The sequence below is a fragment of the Streptomyces sp. NPDC048361 genome (assembly GCF_040651795.1).
Taxonomy (GTDB): Bacteria; Actinomycetota; Actinomycetes; order Streptomycetales; family Streptomycetaceae; genus Streptomyces.
Genome location: NZ_JBEZKW010000047.1, coordinates 1 through 17,074, shown reverse-complemented (window position 1 = coordinate 17,074; position 17,074 = coordinate 1). Strand labels below are relative to the sequence as shown.

At 70.2% G+C, this 17,074-nt stretch carries 15 protein-coding genes; 7 read left to right on the top strand and 8 right to left on the bottom strand.

Annotation, left to right across the window (positions count from 1 at the left end):
* Nucleotides 1-12: 12 nt before the first annotated feature.
* On the bottom strand, nt 13-1,683 hold the full coding sequence (locus AB0D31_RS24800; protein WP_362727049.1) for a sodium:solute symporter family protein: 1,671 nt from the start codon (nt 1,681-1,683) through the stop codon (nt 13-15).
* A 233-nt stretch (nt 1,684-1,916) separates the two neighbouring features.
* Here AB0D31_RS24800 and galT point away from each other — a divergent pair, with 233 nt between their 5' ends.
* Genes galT through galK form a run of 3 tightly spaced genes read left to right on the top strand, consistent with a single transcriptional unit; the run spans nt 1,917 to nt 5,075 of the window.
* Nucleotides 1,917-2,969: a galactose-1-phosphate uridylyltransferase gene (galT, locus tag AB0D31_RS24795; RefSeq protein WP_362727047.1), complete on the top strand. Its 1,053-nt coding sequence runs from the start codon at nt 1,917-1,919 to the stop codon at nt 2,967-2,969.
* Nucleotides 2,966-3,937: a UDP-glucose 4-epimerase GalE gene (gene galE / locus AB0D31_RS24790; protein ID WP_362727044.1), complete on the top strand. Its 972-nt coding sequence runs from the start codon at nt 2,966-2,968 to the stop codon at nt 3,935-3,937. The genes galT and galE overlap by 4 nt, the downstream gene beginning before the upstream one ends.
* Nucleotides 3,930-5,075 (top strand): galactokinase, encoded by a 1,146-nt coding sequence (gene galK / locus AB0D31_RS24785; RefSeq protein ID WP_362727042.1) that lies wholly within the window; start codon nt 3,930-3,932, stop codon nt 5,073-5,075. Before galE ends, galK begins: the two co-directional genes overlap by 8 nt.
* A gap of 242 nt (nt 5,076-5,317) precedes the next feature.
* On the opposite strand, the gene AB0D31_RS24780 is transcribed toward galK, so the two are convergent.
* A complete protein-coding gene (locus AB0D31_RS24780; RefSeq protein ID WP_362727039.1) occupies nt 5,318-5,761 on the bottom strand; it encodes a GNAT family N-acetyltransferase in 444 nt (147 codons plus the stop codon).
* 263 nt (nt 5,762-6,024) lie between these two features.
* On the opposite strand from AB0D31_RS24780, the gene AB0D31_RS24775 reads away from it, so the two are divergent.
* Nucleotides 6,025-6,792, top strand: a complete 768-nt coding sequence (locus tag AB0D31_RS24775) for a response regulator transcription factor (protein WP_362727036.1) — start codon at nt 6,025-6,027, stop codon at nt 6,790-6,792.
* Here AB0D31_RS24775 and tamR read toward each other — a convergent pair.
* Entirely contained in the window at nt 6,751-7,248 is a 498-nt protein-coding gene (gene tamR / locus AB0D31_RS24770; RefSeq protein ID WP_267052793.1) for a MarR family transcriptional regulator TamR, read from the bottom strand. The two genes, AB0D31_RS24775 and tamR, sit on opposite strands and share 42 nt — an antisense overlap.
* 131 nt (nt 7,249-7,379) lie before the next feature.
* Here tamR and AB0D31_RS24765 point away from each other — a divergent pair, with 131 nt between their 5' ends.
* Entirely contained in the window at nt 7,380-8,228 is an 849-nt protein-coding gene (locus AB0D31_RS24765; protein WP_362727033.1) for a trans-aconitate 2-methyltransferase, read from the top strand.
* A gap of 26 nt (nt 8,229-8,254) precedes the next feature.
* Nucleotides 8,255-8,641 carry a VOC family protein gene (locus AB0D31_RS24760; RefSeq protein ID WP_362727031.1) on the top strand — a complete coding sequence of 129 codons (387 nt, stop codon included), beginning with the start codon at nt 8,255-8,257 and terminating at the stop codon, nt 8,639-8,641.
* A gap of 62 nt (nt 8,642-8,703) precedes the next feature.
* On the opposite strand, the gene AB0D31_RS24755 is transcribed toward AB0D31_RS24760, so the two are convergent.
* The 3 genes from AB0D31_RS24755 to AB0D31_RS24745 all read right to left on the bottom strand — a co-directional run bounded on the left by AB0D31_RS24755 (nt 8,704) and on the right by AB0D31_RS24745 (nt 12,488).
* Entirely contained in the window at nt 8,704-10,452 is a 1,749-nt protein-coding gene (locus AB0D31_RS24755; RefSeq protein ID WP_362727028.1) for an FG-GAP-like repeat-containing protein, read from the bottom strand.
* Between the two features lie 294 nt (nt 10,453-10,746).
* Nucleotides 10,747-11,349, bottom strand: coding sequence for a TetR/AcrR family transcriptional regulator (locus tag AB0D31_RS24750; protein WP_328315172.1), 603 nt, complete (start codon nt 11,347-11,349; stop codon nt 10,747-10,749).
* A 143-nt stretch (nt 11,350-11,492) separates the two neighbouring features.
* Entirely contained in the window at nt 11,493-12,488 is a 996-nt protein-coding gene (locus AB0D31_RS24745; RefSeq protein ID WP_362727025.1) for a fatty acid desaturase, read from the bottom strand.
* A gap of 219 nt (nt 12,489-12,707) precedes the next feature.
* Here AB0D31_RS24745 and ppc point away from each other — a divergent pair, with 219 nt between their 5' ends.
* The gene (ppc, locus tag AB0D31_RS24740; RefSeq protein WP_362727022.1) at nt 12,708-15,437 is read left to right on the top strand and encodes a phosphoenolpyruvate carboxylase; all 2,730 of its coding nucleotides are present in this window, start codon (nt 12,708-12,710) and stop codon (nt 15,435-15,437) included.
* A gap of 264 nt (nt 15,438-15,701) precedes the next feature.
* Here ppc and AB0D31_RS24735 read toward each other — a convergent pair whose 3' ends face one another.
* Both AB0D31_RS24735 and pth read right to left on the bottom strand, forming a co-directional pair.
* Nucleotides 15,702-16,169: a hypothetical protein gene (locus AB0D31_RS24735; protein ID WP_362727019.1), complete on the bottom strand. Its 468-nt coding sequence runs from the start codon at nt 16,167-16,169 to the stop codon at nt 15,702-15,704.
* A 75-nt stretch (nt 16,170-16,244) separates the two neighbouring features.
* On the bottom strand, nt 16,245-16,844 hold the full coding sequence (gene pth, locus AB0D31_RS24730; RefSeq protein WP_362727016.1) for an aminoacyl-tRNA hydrolase: 600 nt from the start codon (nt 16,842-16,844) through the stop codon (nt 16,245-16,247).
* Nucleotides 16,845-17,074: the final 230 nt, after the last annotated feature.

Genomic DNA, 17,074 nt, shown 5'->3' with positions numbered 1-17,074 from the left:
CGTCGGAAGTCGTCAGAACGAGTACGGGACATAACACAGCGCGGCCAGCGCAATCGCGCCCCAGCCGAGCAGCGCCGGCCGCCGGTACCACGCGCTGTCGCCCTCGGCGGGCGGCTCCTCGACGCCGGGGGACTTCGTCCCGTACACCAGACCCGCCAGCTCCGCCGCCGGCTTGGGCGCGGTGAAGAGCGTGACCGCCACCATCACCGCCGCGCCGGCCACGAACCCGACGATCGCGGAGACGAAGTTGGCGCCCTGGTCGGTCGGGATGGAGATCACGCCCTGCTTGTAGATCCAGAAGTAGTTGATCATCGCGGCCGAGGTGCCCGCGAACAGTCCCCACACACCCGACTTCACCGACGCCCGCTTCCAGAACATGCCGATCACGAAGACCACGAACATCGGCACGTTGAAGAAGGAGAACAGCGTCTGGAGGTAGCCCATGATGTTGGAGAAGGACGAGGCGATGAACGCCGTGCCGATCGAGGCCAGGACGCCTATCGCCGTGATCAGGCGGCCGAACCGCAGGTAGTAGGCATCCGGCTTGTCCGTCTTCACGTACTTGGCCCAGATGTCGTACGTGAACACCGTGTTGAACGACGACACGTTCGCCGCCATGCCCGCCATGAACGCCGCGAGCAGACCGGTCACCGCGATGCCGAGCACACCGTTGGGCAGCAGGTCCTGCATGAGGAGCGGGATCGCGTCGTTGTACGTGAGGGACGAGCCCGGGGTGCCGATCTTCGGCACGAGGACGGCCGCGACCAGGCCCGGGATCATCACCAGGAACACGATGAACATCTTCGGGAACGCGGCGATCAGCGGGGTCCGCCGGGCCGCGCTCAGGTTCTTCGCGGAGAGCGCGCGCTGCACCTCGGCGAAGTTGGTGGTCCAGTAGCCGAAGGAGAGCACGAAGCCGAGGCCGAGCACGATGGTCAGCCAGTTCGCACCGAGCGGGTTGGGCTCGCCGATGCCGGTGCCGCCCCACGCGGAGAGGAAGTTGTGGCCGTGGCTGGCCTTGAGCGAGCCGGTCAGGCCGTCCCAGCCGCCGACGCGCTTCAGGCCGAGGATGGTCAGGGGGATCAGTGCGGCCAGGATCACGAAGAACTGGAGCACCTCGTTGTAGATGGCCGAGGAGAGCCCGCCGATGGTGATGTAGGCGAGGACGAAGAGACCGGCGACGACGATCGCGACCCACTGCGGCCAGCCGAGCAGCGCCTCCACGACGATCGACAGGGCGTACAGGTTGACGCCCGCGATCAGCACCGCGGCGAACGCGAAGAGCGCCGACGCCAGCAGGTGCGCCGACTTGTCGAAGCGCTGGAGCAGGAACTCCGGCACCGAGCGCACCTTCGAGCCGTAGTAGAACGGCATCATCACCAGGCCGAGGAAGACCATCGCCGGGATCGCGCCGATCCAGTACCAGTGCACGACCGCCACGCCGTACTGGGCGCTGGTCGCGGACATGCCCAGGATCTCGGTGGCGCCGAGGTTGGCGGCCACGAAGGCGAGCCCGGTGACCCAGGCCGGCAGGGAGCGGCCCGAGAGGAAGAAGTCGAGGCTTGTCTTCACGCTGGCGCGGGCGGCGAAGCCGATGCCCAGGACGACGATGAAGTAGATCGCCAAAATCGTGTAGTCGAGCCCGTTGGTGGGGAGCCGGAGCCCCGCGGCCAGAGATTGCATGCGTACCCGCCTCGTCGCGCTTACCGATCCGGACGCTGATCCGGACGTACCGATCCGGGACGGGAACCTACGCCTCCGTGTTCAGAAACTGAACACTTTTGATGAGATTGTTTGTTTGATTGTGATCGAGCGGGCGCCGCCCCCGTTCCGGGCGCGGGTCGACCGGGGTCATTGACGGTGCCTGTTGGCTTGTGGTTTGTTGTGTGCGATTCTGTTGGATGGTGGAGGTTTAGGTGAAGAAGACGTCGACCCGGCTCGCCGACGGTCGTGAGCTGCTCTACTACGACGCGCGGGACGACCTCGTACGGGACGAGACGGACCGCCGCCCGCTCGACCCGGTGTCCACCGCGTCCGAACTGCGCCGCGACCCGCTGCTCGGCGACACCGTGGTCGTCGCCTCGCACCGCCAGGGCCGCACCTATCTGCCGCCCGCCGACGCCTGCCCGCTCTGCCCCTCGCGCGCGGGCCGCGACAGCGAGATCCCGGCCGCCGACTACGACGTCGTCGTCTTCGAGAACCGCTTCCCCTCCCTCGCCGGCGACTCCGGCCGCTGCGAGGTCGTCTGCTTCACCCCCGACCACAACGCCTCCTTCGCCGACCTCACCGAAGAACAGGCCGCCCTCGTCCTTGAGGCCTGGACCGACCGCACCGCCGACCTCGCCGAACTCCCGCAGGTGGAGCAGGTGTTCTGCTTCGAGAACCGCGGCGCCGAGATCGGCGTCACCCTCGGCCACCCGCACGGCCAGATCTACGGCTACCCCTTCACCACCCCCCGCACCGCCCTCATGCTCCGCTCGCTCGCCGAACACCGCGAGCGCACCGGCGGCAACCTCTTCGACGACGTGGTCCGGCGCGAGCTCGCCGACGGCGAACGGGTGGTTCTGGAGGGCGAACACTGGGTGGCGTTCGTGCCGTACGCCGCGCACTGGCCCTACGAGGTCCATCTCCACCCCAAGCGGCGCGTCCCCGATCTGCGCGCCCTCGACGACGGCGCGCGCACAGAGTTCCCACAGATCTACCTGGAACTCTTGAGGCGCTTCGACCGGATCTTCGGCCCCGACGAGCCGCCCACCCCCTACATCTCCGCCTGGCACCAGGCGCCGTTCCACGGCGAGGGGGCCGCCGACCGCGAGGAGTTCGGGCTCCATCTGGAGCTTTTCACCATCCGACGTACTTCCGGCAAGCTGAAGTACCTCGCCGGTTCCGAATCCGGCATGAACGTGTTCATCAACGATGTGCCGCCGGAGACCGCGGCCGAGCGACTGCGAGAGGTGGCAAGCACGTGAGCAAGTACCTGGTGACGGGCGGCGCGGGGTATGTGGGCAGCGTGGTGGCGGCCCACCTCGTCGAGGCCGGCCACGACGTGACCGTCCTCGACGACCTCTCCACCGGCTTCCGCACAGCCGTCCCGGCCGGCGCCTCCTTCATCGAGGGCCGCATCCAGGACGCGGCCCAGTGGCTCGACGCCTCCTTCGACGCGGTGCTGCACTTCGCGGCGTTCTCGCAGGTCGGCGAGTCGGTCGCGGTCCCCGAGAAGTACTGGGCCAACAACGTCGGCGGCACGATGGCGCTGCTCGCGGCGATGCGGGACGCGGACGTGCGCCGCCTCGTCTTCTCCTCCACGGCGGCCACCTACGGCGAACCCGCCTCCGTCCCCATCACCGAGACCGCGCCGACCGCCCCGACCAGTCCGTACGGCGCCTCCAAGCTCGCCGTCGACCACATGATCGCCGGGGAGTGCGCCGCGCACGGCCTCGCGGCGGTGTCGCTGCGCTACTTCAACGTGGCCGGCGCGTACGGCACGTGCGGCGAACGCCACGCGCCGGAATCCCACCTCATCCCGCTCGTCCTCCAAGTGGCCCTGGCCGAGCGCGAGTTCATCTCCCTCTACGGCGACGACTACCCCACCCCCGACGGCACCTGTGTCCGCGACTACATCCACGTGGCGGACCTCGCCGAGGCGCACCTGCTCGCCCTCGACGCGGCGACACCCGGTGAGCATCTGGTCTGCAACCTGGGCAACGGCAACGGGTTCTCCGTCCGCGAGGTCATCGAAACCGTCCGCAAGGTCACCGGCCACGAGATCCCCGAGGTCGTCGCCGGCCGGCGCGGCGGCGACCCGGCGGTCCTGGTCGCCTCCGCACTGCGCGCCCACGACCGCCTCGGCTGGCGGCCCACCCGCGCCGATCTCGCGGGGATCGTCGAAGACGCCTGGGTGTTCGCACGCGGCGTTCAGGGAGCCCGCGATGAGTGAAGTGGCCGCCGCCTTCCGCGAGTTGTACGGATATGAGCCGGACGGGGTGTGGGCGGCGCCCGGCCGGGTCAACCTCATCGGCGAGTACACCGACTTCAACGAGGGCTTCGTCATGCCGCTCGCGCTGCCGCACACGGCGGTCGCGGCGGTCGCCCTGCGCACCGACGGTGTGCTCCGGCTCCACTCGGCGGACATCGAAGGCCCCGTCGTGGAGCTGCGCACCGACGAACTTCAGCCGCGGTCGGGGGCGGGCTGGGCGGCGTACCCGGCGGGCGTGGTGTGGGCGCTGCGCGAGGCGGGCCACGACGTGAAGGGGGCGGACGTCCACCTCACCTCCACCGTGCCGACGGGCGCGGGCCTGTCGTCGTCGGCCGCCCTTGAGGTCGTGACGGCGCTCGCACTGCGCGACCTGCTCGAACCCCCCCTCTCCATGGCGGAGTTGGCGTCCGTGGCGCAGCGGGCGGAGAACGCCTTCGTGGGGGTGCCCTGCGGGATCATGGACCAGACGGCGTCGGCGTGCTGCACGGCGGGGCACGTCCTGCACCTGGACGCCCGCGACCTGACCCGGCGTCACATCCCCTTCGATCTGCCCGCGCACGGGCTGCGGCTCCTCGTCGTCGACACCCGGGTGCAGCACGCGCTGGGCGACGGCGCGTACGCCGAGCGGCGCGCCGGCTGTGAGCGGGGCGCGCGGGAGCTGGGTGTACGGACCCTGCGCGAACTCCCCTACGCGCGACTGCCCGACGCGCTGCCCGCGCTGTCCTCGCCGGCGGTGCGGGGCTATGTACGGCATGTGGTGAGCGACAACGAACGGGTCGCGCGGGTCGCGGAGCTGCTCGCGGCGGGCTCCGTCCGGGAGGTGGGCCCGGTCCTCACCGAGGGCCACGTCTCCCTCCGGGATGATCTGCGGGTGTCCTGCGCGGAGCTGGATCTGGTGGTGGAGACGGCGGTGTCGGCGGGGGCGTTGGGGGCGCGGATGACGGGTGGGGGGTTCGGGGGCTCGGCGATCGTCCTCGTGGAGGAGGCGGGGGTCGAGGGGGTTTCGGCCGCGCTGAACTCCGCGTTCGCCTCGGCGTCCCTGACCCCACCCCGCCTCTTCGAAGCGACCCCGTCCCTGGGGGCACACCGCTTGCTCTGAGGGCGCGGCCCCTCGATCCCGGGCCTTGTGGGGGCGCGGCCCCCGACCCCGTTTTCGTCTGCGGACCGTGCTCGCGTCTCGGGCAGTTCCCCGCGCCCCTAGGTTGGCTGACCTTGGCGGGGTGCCGATCTCAAGCATCCTCAGCCCGTCATGGGGGCCCTCCCTGGCCCTTGAGGCCTTGGGGGAGATTGAGGACGAGCGCCTCAAGGCGCGAACGGGGGTCCGGGGCGGAGCCCCAGGGGTCAGGGGAGGGGCTTGGTCAGGGTGTATTCGGTTACGCCCGGGGGGTAGTCGGGGATCGCCGCCACGACCTCGTACCCCCGTTTGCGGTAGAACTCCGGCGCCTGAAAGTCCCACGTCTCCACCCGGGAGAACACACAACCCCGCTCGGAGCGCGCCAACTCCTCCGCAGAAGAGAGGAGTTGGCTGCCCAGCCCCGCCGCCCGCAACCCCGCGTCGACCCACAGCAGGTCCACATGGAGCCACCCCGCCCAGGTGCGCCCCACCAGCCCCCCGGCCACCAGCCCCGTCTCGGTCAACCCCCAGATCTGAAGCGGCACTTCCTTCTCCGCAGGAGTCCCCCGCATCGCCCGCAGCACCGGGGAGCGCTCGGAGTTGGTGTCGCGCAACCGCCGGTGGAGCTCCCGCTGACGGCCCTTGTCCACTTCTGTCTCGATACGAAACATGGAACCCACCTTAAACATCTGTGTACGCCACGTAGCCGTCCGGGTTCAAACAGTTCTGCAAAGTGCCTTCCCCTCACCGGCGACGGCCCTACGCTGATGCACAACACCGGTGGGGGCCGGTGTTGATCAGGGGGCGAGACAGTCGGGTACGTCGCCCGGGGTGGGGTAGTACTCAGTGCATGGCGGCGGCCGTGCGTCTGTGGTGATCCCGGCTCCGGGCGCCGTACCCGTACCGGTCCGTCCTCCGACCCTGGGGGTGTCACTTGGTACGGATCCGAGTTCTCGTGGTGGACGACCATCGCATCTTCGCCGAGTCGCTCGCCGCGGCCCTGGCGGCGGAGCCCGACGTGGACGTGGCCGCGGCCGGCAGCGGCCCTGCCGCGCTGCGCTGCCTGGAGCGGGGCGCCGCCGAGGGCCGCAGGTTCGACGTGATGCTCGTCGACGCGGACCTGGGTGCGTCGGCGACGGTGCCGGTGGCCCGCGTGGTCCCCGAGGGCGGCGGCGCGGACGGCCTGGTGGACGGCATCTCGCTGGTCGCGGGCGTGCGCTCCGGCCAGCCCGCGGTGCGTACCGTCGTACTCGCCGAGAAGGACGACCCGCGCCGCGCCGCCCTCGCCCTTCAGGCCGGGGCATGCGGCTGGGTCGCCAAGGACTGCTCGCTGCAACGGCTGCTCGCCGTGATCCGGGGCGTCCTGCGCGACGAGACGCATCTGCCGCCCGCGCTGCTCACGGGCGTGCTGCGGGAGCTGACGGCCGCGCGCAAGCACCGTACCGAGTCGGAAAGGCTCGTCGAGTCGCTCACCCCGCGCGAGCGCGAGGTGCTGCGCTGCATGGTGGCGGGGCTCGGCCGCAAGGCGGTCGCGGAGCGACTGTTCCTGTCGCCGCACACCGTACGGACCCATATGCAGAACGTGCTCGGCAAGCTCGGGGTGCACTCCACCCTCGCCGCCGTCGCCCTGGCCCGCCGGGCGGGCGTCGGCCCCGTCGACCTAACCGGGGATGTTGTCGAACGGGGCGGTCAACTGGCGTAGCAGCGCTGCCAGTTCGCCCCGCTGCTGACGGCTGAGCTCGCCGAGGATGGCCCGCTCCTGTTCGAGGAGGCCCGCGAGCGCCTGGTCGGCGCGGTCGCGGCCCTCGGGCGTGAGGCGTACGAGCACGCCGCGGCGGTCGCTCGGGTCGGGCAGCCGCTCGACCAGACCCTTCTTGGCGAGCCGGTCGATCCGGTTGGTCATGGTGCCCGAGGTGACCAGGGTCTGGGTCAGGAGCTGGCCCGGCGAGAGCTGGTAGGGGGCGCCCGCGCGCCGCAGCGACGTCAGGACGTCGAACTCCCAGGGCTCCAGGCTGTGCTCGGAGAACGCGAGCCTGCGGGCCCGGTCGAGATGGCGGGCCAGCCTGCTGACCCGGCTGAGGACCTCAAGCGGTTCCACGTCGAGGTCCGGGCGCTCTCGGCGCCATGCTGCGACCAGTCGGTCGACCTCGTCCTCCATGTCGATCAGTGTAAAGGGTCCCTCGACGTGAAGTCTCTTGACGTCAAGATATATATCGAGCCACCCTTGGGCATGGAGGGGCCGGGAAGCCGTTCCGCTTCGCTCAGCCGTACCTGCAAGGGGGCTCGAACATGTATTCCGATTCATCGTCGACCACACCGCCCGCGCCGCCGGTCTGGGACCCGCAGCAGTATCTGCGCCACGCCGGCCACCGCACCCGCCCGTTCCTCGACCTGCTCGCCCGCATACCCGACCTGCCCTCGGCCGGGGGCCTGACGCCCCGGATAGCCGACCTCGGCTGCGGCCCCGGCAATGTCACCATCCGCCTCGCCGACCGCTGGCCCGACGCCCGCATCACCGGATTCGACCTCTCCCCGCAGATGCTCGCCCAGGCCGACAAGGACTACGCCGGCACCACCCCGGGCGGCGGGTGGCTCGACTTCCAGGTCGCCGACGCCGCGCACTGGGTGCCCGGCGAACCGTACGACCTGATCGTCTCCAACGCGGCCCTGCAATGGGTGCCCAACCACCCCGATTCCTTCCCCGCCTGGATCGACGGCCTCGCCCCCGGCGGCACCTTCGCCTTCCAGGTCCCGGGAAACTTCACCTCGCCCAGCCACGCCATCCTCGCCGAGCTCTGCGACTCCCCGCGCTGGCGCAGCCGCCTCGACGACCACGGCCGGCGCTACGTCCATATCCTCGAACCCGCCGACTACCTCACCAAGCTCGCCGATCTCGGCTGCGAGACCGACGCCTGGGAAACCGTCTACTGCCAGCTGCTCACCGGCCAGGACCCCGTCCTCGACTGGGTGAAGGGCACCGCCCTGCGCCCCGTGCTCACCGCCCTCGACGGGGACCAGCAGGCCATTGACGCCCTGCTCACCGAATACCGCGACCGGCTCCGCGAGGCCTACCCGCCGGGCCCGCACGGCACGGTCTTCCCCTTCCGCCGCATCTTCGCCGTGGCCCGGAAGAAGTAGGCCGGGCAGAAGAGGAGGCCCCGGCGATGCTCGCCGCTGTCGACCACGTCCAACTCGCCGCCCCGCCGGGCAGCGAGCCACTGCTGAGGGCGTACTACGAGGACGTCCTCGGGATGACCGAGATTCCCAAGCCGCCGCCGCTCGCGGCCCGCGGCGGCTGCTGGTTCCAGTACGGGAGCGTCCAGCTCCACCTCGGCGTCGAGGACGACTTCAGGCCCGCGAAGAAGGCCCACCCCGGTCTTCGCGTCACCTCGATCGAGGCGTACGCCCGCCGGCTGGAAGAGCGCGGCGCCCCGGTCGTGTGGGACGGGAACCTGCCGGGCCACCGGCGGTTCTACTCCGAGGACCCGGTCGGCAACCGCCTGGAATTCCTGGCGCCGCTGCCCCGGCCGCTGCCGTCGGCGCAGGCCTGAAACGGGGAGCGCCCTGCCCCCTCACGAGGAGGGGGCAGGGCGCCGGTACCGCTGGGGCCGGCCTAGTAGATGCCGTTCTTGTAGGTGTTCCAGCCGTAGCCGATCTTCACCCGGCTGTTGAAGCCGCCGGTGCCGTTGGCGTCGTAGCGCCACAGGTTGCCCGAACCGTCCACCGCGACGAGGTCGGAACGGCCGTCGCCGGTCAGGTCGCCGGGGGCGGCGATCATCTTCGCGCTGTACGCGTTCCAGCCCGTGCCGATCTTGACCCGGCCCTGGAAGGGGGCCTTGGCGTTGCCGGTGCCCGCGTACAGGTAGAGGGTGCCGTCGGGCGTACGGGCCAGCAGGTCCGCCAGGCCGTCGCCGTTGATGTCACCGGCGCCGAAGAGCTTGTCGTACGCGTTCCAGCCGGCGCCGACGTCGACGCGCGAGTAGACGCCGGTGGCCTGGCCGTTGCCCGGGTACAGGTACAGGTGGCCGTTGCTGCCCTGGCGGGCGAGCAGGTCGCCGTTGCCCTCACCGGTGAGGTCGCCCACACCGATCACGGTGTTGTAGATGTTCCAGCCGCCGCCGAGCTGGTTGCCGTTGACGTAGAGCTGTCCGTCGGAGCCGACTTCCAGGAGGCCGGCCCAGCGGTCGGCGGCATTGAGCGAGGACGGGGCGGCGATGTAGTGCGCACCGTTCCAGCCGCCGGCCTCACCGGGGACGACCTTCGACAGGTAGCCGTCGCCCTGGCCCCAGTAGTAGTTGAGAGTGCCGGAGCCGTCGAGGCCGAACAGATCCTGCTTGCCGTAGGCGGGGTTGCCGCCGGACGGGAAGAACTGGACGGTGGACCAGCCGTTGCCGAGCTGGACGCGGGGCTTGAGGGTGCCGTCGGCGTTGGCGGAGTAGAACCAGATGCTGCCCGACAGGTCGCGGCCGACCAGATCGCCGCGGCCGTCGCCGTCCTGGTCGTCGACGGCGATGATCTGGTTGTAGCCGTTCCAGCCGAAGCCGGCCTTCACCCCGCCCTTCAGCGGATCCGCGGCGTTGCCGGTGCCCGCGTAGAAGTACAGGTCGCCGTTGGGCGTGCGGCCGTAGACATCGCCGATGCCGTCGCCGTTCACGTCGTTGGCGCCGACGATCTGGTCGAACATGTTCCAGCTGCTGCCGACCTTCCTGCCCGCGGCGAACGGCGCGCTCAGGTTGCCCGTGCCGGCGTACAGGTAGAGGTCGCCACTGGGCGTGCGGGCCATCAGGTCGTTGTGGCCGTCACCGGTGACGTCGCCGACCGAGACGACCTTGTTGAACATGTTCCAGCCGGTGCCGGACCAGACGGGGCTCGTGTAGATGCCGCCGGTGTCGACGTCCGGGTGCAGGGACAGGACACCGTTCGGAGACAGTTCGAGCGCCTCGGGTGCCGCGCCGCCGCCCAGGTCGCCCGGCAGGATCAGGTCCTTGTAGGCGCCGAGGTAGTTGGTGAACTCGGCGTTGGGCCGGCCGTCCCAGGTCTCCAGGTACAGCTTGTTGTTGACGTCCCGCTGCAGCGTGTCGGTGAACCCGTCACCGTTGACGTCGAAGCGCGGCTTCGCCACGCCGGTCGCCGCGGCCGCACCGGCCGCGAGGGAGCGCTGCTTCGCCTTGTTCGGCGCCTTGAGCGGGGCCTTGGTGTGCGGCAGGCTGGCCGTCGGGTTGGCCGCAACCCTCGGCGCCTTCGACGGGGCCGTGCGGGCGCCCGGGTTGGTGTCGGCCGAGGCCGGGCCGGCGAGCAGCATGCCCGCCGACAGAACGATGGCAGTGCAGGCCGCGAGGCGGCTCGCGCGCTTGGTGCGCACAGAGGACAAAATTCCCCCCATGGGAATAAGCAGGTAGACCCGGGGAGAATCAAGTCGCTGCGTTTGCGTCGTCGCGTGGGCGCGCTGCAAGGAGCGCGGCACATGCACCCCGACGGTGTGTACGGCGTTCCGTACGCAGTCATGGGTGAGGGCGCGCGAGGAATGGCGAGAATCCCCCCCGGGATTGTGAGTGAAGACTACAGCCGATTCTTGTGCAGCTGAAGTGAAAATTGATGCCGGCGTTGAACGGTCTCGTCCGGAGAGGGATCGAAGAGGAAACGGCGAGGTAACGAATCAGCTTTTGCGATGGCCTATGAGACGCGGTTTCGGTTCAAGACCGTCCAAACCGTGCCACGCCAGATTGACCAGGTGAGCGGCGACTTCCGCTTTCTTGGGCTTGCGCACATCCAGCCACCACTGACCGGTCAGCGCGACCATGCCGACCAGCGCCTGCGCGTACAGTGGCGCCAGTTTCGCGTCGAATCCACGGGCCTTGAACTCCAGACCCAAAATGTCCTCGACCTGGGTGGCGATGTCGGAGATCAGCGAAGCGAAGGTCCCGGTCGACTGGGCCACGGGGGAGTCGCGCACCAGAATGCGGAAACCGTCCGTATACGTCTCGATGTAGTCGAGCAGCGCGAATGCCGCCTGCTCAAGCAGCTCCCGCGGATGGCCGGCGGTCAGCGCGCCCGTCACGCCGTCGAGCAGCGACCGCATCTCCCGGTCCACGACGACCGCGTACAAACCCTCCTTGCCGCCGAAGTGCTCGTACACCACCGGCTTGGAGACCCCGGCCTTCGCCGCGATCTCCTCGACCGAAGTGCCCTCGAAGCCCTTCTCGGCGAAGAGCGTGCGACCGATGTCCAGCAATTGCTCGCGGCGCTCGGCCCCGGTCATCCGGGTCCTGCGGGTGCGCCGTGGCTCCTCGGCGGAGCCGGCGGCCCCGGCCGAGCCGCGCCTGGCGGCCCTTGCCGAGCCGCCGGTGGAACCAGTGGTGCTGGTGGTACGGGTGGTGCTGGAGTCGGTCGCCACGTCGTCCATCATGCCGCCTCGGCGGCCTTCTCCTTGCGCCGGGACCGGCCGCCCTCATTCCGCTTGGAGTCGATCCGGGCCGCGCTCGGCCAGCGCACGTCGTACGCCAGACCCAGCTGCTCGCACCAGCGGATGATCCGGGCACTGGAGTCGAGCTGCCCGCGCATCACCCCGTGCCGGGCCGATGTCGGGTCCGCGTGGTGCAGGTTGTGCCACGACTCACCGCAGGACAGGACCGCGAGCCACCACACGTTGCCGCTGCGGTCCCGCGACTTGAAGGGACGCCTGCCCACCGCGTGACAGATCGAGTTGATCGACCACGTCACATGGTGCAGCAGCGCGACCCGCACCAGGGAGCCCCAGAAGAACGCCGTGAACGCGCCCCACCACGACATCGTCACCAAACCTCCCACCAGCGGCGGGATCGCGAGCGACAGGATCGTCCAGTACACGAAATCGCGCGAGATACGGCGGATCGCCGGGTCGGCGAGGAGATCCGGCGCGTACTTCTCCTGCGACGTCTGCTCCTCGTCGAACATCCACGCGATGTGCGCCCACCACAAGCCCTTCATCAGGGCCGGCAGCGTCTCGCCGAAACGCCACGGTGAATGCGGATCACCCTCGGCGTCCGAGAACTTGTGGTGCCTGCGGTGGTCGGCGACCCAGCGCACCAGCGGCCCCTCGACGGCCATGGAGCCCGCGATCGCGATCGCGATCCGCAGCGGCCGCTTCGCCTTGAACGAACCGTGCGTGAAATAGCGGTGGAAGCCGATCGTGATGCCGTGACAGCCCAGGTAGTACATGAAGACGAGGAGGCCGACATCGAGCCAGCTGACGCCCCAGCCCCAGGCCAGCGGCACCGCCGCGACCAGGGCCACGAAGGGCACCGTGATGAAGAGCAGCAGGGCGATCTGTTCGACGGAGCGTTTGTTCTCGCCGCCCAGCGTGGCCGACGGAGGGGGAGATCCGTCCGGCGACTTGAGCAGATCGGGAGTGGTGGTCATTGGGGAGTACCCCCGGCAGGGTGAGGAAAACGAGCGGATTCGCCTGGCTACGGGTGCGTAACCTACGGCAACGTAAGTATGGCAGTGCCGTCGCCCGGGACAAGAGCCCCGTGGACGGCGGGGCGTGACGGGCACCTATCCTGAAGGGCGTCGGACAGCGCGGTCCGCAGCCTCCAGTACCCCTCCAGACGTGCTCAAACACTGCAAGGAGCCGCACCTGTGAGCAGTGCCGACCAGACCCCCGCCGCCAGCAACGAGCTGCGCGCCGACATCCGCCGACTGGGTGACCTCCTGGGCGAGACCCTCGTCCGACAGGAGGGCCCCGAGCTCCTGGAGCTCGTCGAGCGGGTCCGCGCGCTGACCCGGAGCGACGGCGAGGCCGCCGCCGACCTCCTCGGCGGCACCGAAGTGGAGACCGCCGCCAAGCTGGTGCGCGCCTTCTCCACCTACTTCCACCTCGCCAACGTGGCCGAACAGGTCCACCGCGGCCGCGAACTGCGCGCCCACCGCGCCGCCGAGGGCAGCCTCCTCGCCCGCACCGCGGACATGCTGAAGGACGGCGACCCCGAGCACGTCCGCCAGAGCGTCAAGAACCTCAACGTGCGGCCGGTCTTCACCGCCCACCCCACCGAGGCCGCCCGCCGCTCCGTCCTCAACAAGCTGCGCCGCATCGCCGAGCTCCTCGAAACCCCCGTCGCCGAGTCCGACCGGCGCCGCCACGATCTGCGCCTGGCCGAGAACATCGACCTGGTCTGGCAGACCGACGAGCTGCGCGTCGTACGCCCCGAACCCGCCGACGAGGCCCGCAACGCCATCTACTACCTCGACGAGCTGCACGCCGGCGCCGTCGGGGACGTACTGGAGGACCTCGCCGCCGAACTGGAACGCGTCGGCGTCGAGCTGCCGCCCGGCACCCGCCCGCTCACCTTCGGCACCTGGATCGGCGGCGACCGCGACGGCAATCCCAACGTGACCCCCAAGGTCACCTGGGACGTCCTGATCCTCCAGCACGAGCACGGCATCAACGACGCGCTCGAAATGATCGACTTCCTGCGCGGACTGCTCTCCAATTCCATCCGCTACGCCGGCGCCACCGAGGAACTCCTCACCTCCCTCCAGGCCGACCTCGAAGCGCTCCCCGAGATCAGCCCCCGCTACAAGCGCCTCAACGCCGAAGAGCCCTACCGGCTCAAGGCCACCGCCATCCGGCAGAAGCTCGTCCACACCAAGGACCGGCTCGCCAAGGGCACCCCGCACCAGCCCGGCCGCGACTACCTCGGCACCGCCGAACTGCTCGCCGACCTCACTCTCATCCAGACCTCCCTGCGCGACCACCGCGGAGCCCTGTTCGCCGACGGCCGCATGGACCGCACCATCCGCACCCTCGCGGCGTTCGGCCTCCAGCTCGCCACCATGGACGTACGCGAACACGCCGACGCCCACCACCACGCGCTCGGCCAGCTCTTCGACCGGCTCGGCGAGGAATCCTGGCGCTACGCCGACATGCCGCGCGACTACCGGCAGAAGCTCCTCGCCAAGGAACTCCGCTCACGCCGGCCGCTCGCCCCCACCCCCGCGCCCCTGGACGCGGCCGGCGAGAAGACCCTCGGCGTCTTCGGCACCATCAAGGAAGCCTTCGAGCGGTTCGGCCCCGAGGTCATCGAGTCGTACATCATCTCGATGTGCCAGGGCGCCGACGACGTGTTCGCCGCCGCCGTCCTCGCCCGCGAAGCCGGCCTCATCGACCTGCACGGCGGCTGGGCCAAGATCGGCATCGTGCCGCTCCTGGAGACCACCGACGAGCTGCGCGCCGCCGACGTCATCCTCGACGAGATGCTCGCCGACCCCTCCTACCGGCGGCTCGTCTCGCTGCGCGGCGACGTCCAGGAGGTCATGCTCGGCTACTCCGACTCCTCCAAGTTCGGAGGCATCACCACCTCCCAGTGGGAGATCCACCGCGCCCAGCGCCGGCTCCGCGACGTCGCCCACCGCTACGGCGTACGGCTGCGGCTCTTCCACGGCCGCGGCGGCACCGTCGGCCGCGGCGGCGGCCCCTCGCACGACGCGATCCTCGCCCAGCCCTGGGGCACCCTCGAAGGCGAGATCAAGGTCACCGAACAGGGCGAGGTCATCTCCGACAAGTACCTCATCCCGTCCCTGGCCAGGGAGAACCTGGAGCTGACCGTCGCGGCCACGCTCCAGGCCTCCGCCCTGCACACCGCGCCCCGCCAGTCCGACGAGGCGCTCGCGCGCTGGGACGCGGCGATGGACACGGTCTCCGACGCGGCGCACTCCGCCTACCGGCGCCTGGTGGAGGACCCGGACCTCCCGGCGTACTTCTTCGCCTCCACCCCCGTCGACCAGCTCGCCGAGCTGCACCTCGGCTCACGACCCTCGCGCCGGCCCGACTCCGGCGCCGGCCTCGACGGGCTGCGCGCCATCCCGTGGGTGTTCGGCTGGACCCAGTCCCGGCAGATCGTGCCCGGCTGGTTCGGCGTCGGCTCCGGGCTCAAGGCGCTGCGCGAGGCCGGCCTCGACGAGGTGCTCGGCGAGATGAGCGAGCGCTGGCACTTCTTCCGCAACTTCCTCTCCAACGTGGAGATGACGCTCGCGAAGACGGACCTGCGGATCGCCCGGCACTACGTCGACACGCTCGTGCCGGACGAGCTGAAGCACGTCTTCACGACGATCGAGGCGGAGCATGAGCTGACGGTGCGGGAGGTGCTGCGGATCACCGGCGGTACGGAGCTGCTCGGGACGCACCCCGTGCTCCAGCAGACCTTCGCGATCCGGGACGCGTACCTGGACCCGATCTCCTACCTCCAGGTCGCGCTGCTCGCGCGCCAGCGCTCCGCGGCGGACCGGGGCGAAGCCCCTGACCCGTTGCTGTCGCGTGCGCTGCTCCTCACGGTGAACGGGGTGGCGGCGGGCCTGCGCAACACCGGCTGACCCACCAGGGCGGAGCCCCCGGGGGCTCCGCCCCACACCCCGCCCGGCGCCGTGCCGGGTGCCCTACAGGGGCGCGGGGAACTGCGCAAGACGCGGGCACGGTCCGCAGACGAAGGCGGGGTTGCAGGGGCTCCGCCCCAGACCCCGTTCGCGCCCGAACGGCGCTCGTCCTCAATCTCCCCCAAGGCCTCAAGGGCCAAGGGGGGCCCTCATGACGGGCTGAGGATGCCCATGCCGGGCTCCCTGAATCGCAGAGGCGCGGGGCTACAGGGCGATGAAGGTCCAGGCCATGGTCGCCGCGCCCAGCAGGCCCACCGCCCACGCCGTCCGCGGCATCCGCAGACCCCCGGCCACCAGCAGGGAGGCCAGGAGGAGCGCCCCCGCCAGGGGGAGCCAGGCGTACAGGAAGCCAGCCAGGCCGGTGCGTACCGCCTGGGTCGTGCCGGGCTTCAGCACCACCGGCAGGTGATCGCCCCGCTCCGCCGCCACCGACTCGGGAATCGTCACCCGCGCGTGCGCCGCGGAATCGCCCACGGGCGAGAAGGGCCCCGTGCAGACATCGTGCGCACAGCTCGCCACCGTGAGCGTCCCGTGATCGCGGCCCTTCGCGAGGACCACGTGCTGGGCCGTGCCCCACGACGACCAGAACCCGGCGACCACGAGCACCGCGGCGACCAGGGCCGACGCTGCCCGCCGCACGAACATCAGGAAGGTACGGCTCCGCTTCGTCATGGGGCGCGATCCTGACGCCCATGACCGCGAACGGTCAAACCCGGGGCGGCGGTTCCCCCCGCAAAGCGAGCCTTGTCAGGAGTTGTACGTCGACTGGGCCCGCTCAAGCCCCTCGATCACCAGCGCCTCGGCCGCGTCCGCCGCCCGGTCCACGAAGTAACTCAACTCCTTGCGCTCCGTGGAGGAGAAGTCCTTCAGGACGAAGTCCGCCACCTGCATCCGCCCCGGCGGCCGCCCGATCCCGAACCGCACCCGGTGATAGTCCGCACCCAGCGACTTCGTGATCGACTTCAGACCGTTGTGACCGTTGTCCCCGCCACCCAGCTTCAGCCGCAGCACCCCGTAATCGATGTCCAACTCGTCATGAATCGCAACGATGTTGGCGACCGGCACCTTGTAGAAGTCACGCAGCGCCGTCACCGGCCCGCCCGACAGGTTCATGTACGACAGCGGCTTCGCCAGCACGACCCGGCGGTTCAGCGGCCCCGGCGGACCGATCCGCCCCTCCACGACCTGCGCCCGCGCCTTGTGTGCCTTGAACTTGCCGCCCATGCGCTCCGCGAGCAGGTCCACGGCCATGAACCCGACGTTGTGCCGGTTCGCCGCGTACTCGGGACCAGGATTGCCCAGGCCCACGATCAGCCAGGGCGCGTTCGCGGTGTCGGTCGTCGTCATGGGGGCTGCGTCTCCTCGGTCACGTACAGCGGGAACAACTCGTCAGCAGGAACAACACGTCGCAAGGGACAACACGTACAGCGGGAACAACTCGTACACAGAAAAACGGGGCGGGGGGGGCAGTGGGGCGCCCCGCCCCCGCGGAGAACCCGGCCCCCCCCCGAACGCAGGCACAGATAGGGAGATCGGCGGGGAGGGGAACAGTGGGGGGGGCGCAGTGGAGATATAGG

Excerpts from the sequence above, each read along its gene's own strand:
- AB0D31_RS24780 (WP_362727039.1), bottom strand. The coding sequence starts at position 5,761 with ATGTTTCGTATCGAGACAGAAGTGGACAAGGGCCGTCAGCGGGAGCTC.
- AB0D31_RS24800 (WP_362727049.1), bottom strand. The coding sequence starts at position 1,683 with ATGCAATCTCTGGCCGCGGGGCTCCGGCTCCCCACCAACGGGCTCGAC.
- AB0D31_RS24735 (WP_362727019.1), bottom strand. The coding sequence starts at position 16,169 with ATGACGAAGCGGAGCCGTACCTTCCTGATGTTCGTGCGGCGGGCAGCG.
- AB0D31_RS24765 (WP_362727033.1), top strand. The coding sequence starts at position 7,380 with ATGTATTCCGATTCATCGTCGACCACACCGCCCGCGCCGCCGGTCTGG.
- AB0D31_RS24760 (WP_362727031.1), top strand. The coding sequence starts at position 8,255 with ATGCTCGCCGCTGTCGACCACGTCCAACTCGCCGCCCCGCCGGGCAGC.
- AB0D31_RS24750 (WP_328315172.1), bottom strand. The coding sequence starts at position 11,349 with ATGACCGGGGCCGAGCGCCGCGAGCAATTGCTGGACATCGGTCGCACG.
- AB0D31_RS24745 (WP_362727025.1), bottom strand. The coding sequence starts at position 12,488 with ATGACCACCACTCCCGATCTGCTCAAGTCGCCGGACGGATCTCCCCCT.
- pth (WP_362727016.1), bottom strand. The coding sequence starts at position 16,844 with ATGACGACGACCGACACCGCGAACGCGCCCTGGCTGATCGTGGGCCTG.
- tamR (WP_267052793.1), bottom strand. The coding sequence starts at position 7,248 with ATGGAGGACGAGGTCGACCGACTGGTCGCAGCATGGCGCCGAGAGCGC.
- galK (WP_362727042.1), top strand. The coding sequence starts at position 3,930 with ATGAGTGAAGTGGCCGCCGCCTTCCGCGAGTTGTACGGATATGAGCCG.